Below are 713 nucleotides of genomic sequence, written 5' to 3'. Positions count from 1 at the left end.
CGACTCGCTTGCCGCCCAAATCGCCGATGCGGTCCGCCCCCAACTAAAGGCAATGGGAGACGGCGGGATTCAGGCGCTACTGCCGTCGCCGGTGGACGTCGACCCCGAGGCGCAAGACGACAGTACCGTCAAGAAACTCGACGCCATTGTGCAGCGCTTCGACCTCGGCGAGGCAACCGAGGAATCCATGGTGGTGCAGCTGCAGACACTGCGCGAATTGCCGGCCGGTGAGGAGCTGCCCGCGTCGGTCCTCGCCGAAAACCCTCGTGAGAGGGCGGCTTTGGCCGTCACCGGGTGGAGTATTCTGCGGCAAGTCCGTGACACCGTGATGAAAAGTTTCGATCTCGACGAGAGCGACTTCGACCCCGATGTGCCGTGCGCGCTGGCGGGTCCGAAGACCATCAGCATCGGCGGGCAAGACCGAAGCCTCGACGCTCTCGACGCCGACATTGTGCCGCGAACCGAGGACGGCCGGTTGGTCATCGACGGCACCGTGAGCGCCGAAACCAAGCTTTATGACTTCAAGGCCACCTTCAAGGTGACGTACGAAATGGGCCTCGGCGACATCCCGCGCGACCCGAAGGGAAAAGAGCTGTTGCGCAAGGATGTGGACACCATCGAGCTTCTCGAACAGACGCTGAATCTGGCCGGTCAGAAGAGGCGCGCCCGTCACCTCAGCACCGAGGAATACGAGGCGGAAGTCAAGCGAGTCA

The 713-nt window shown here is 63.0% G+C and carries 1 protein-coding gene; it reads left to right on the top strand.

The window, feature by feature from the left end; genetic code table 11:
- Positions 1–52: 52 nt before the first annotated feature.
- The coding region (locus A5782_RS16065) for a hypothetical protein (protein ID WP_156623980.1) at positions 53–713 on the top strand (661 nt) is incomplete at its 3' end.

Source organism: Mycobacterium sp. 852002-40037_SCH5390672, from assembly GCF_001665875.1.
GTDB lineage: Bacteria > Actinomycetota > Actinomycetes > Mycobacteriales > Mycobacteriaceae > Mycobacterium.
The sequence above is the reverse complement of the archived record's forward strand: the minus strand, read 5'-3'. Positions and strand labels throughout refer to the sequence as shown.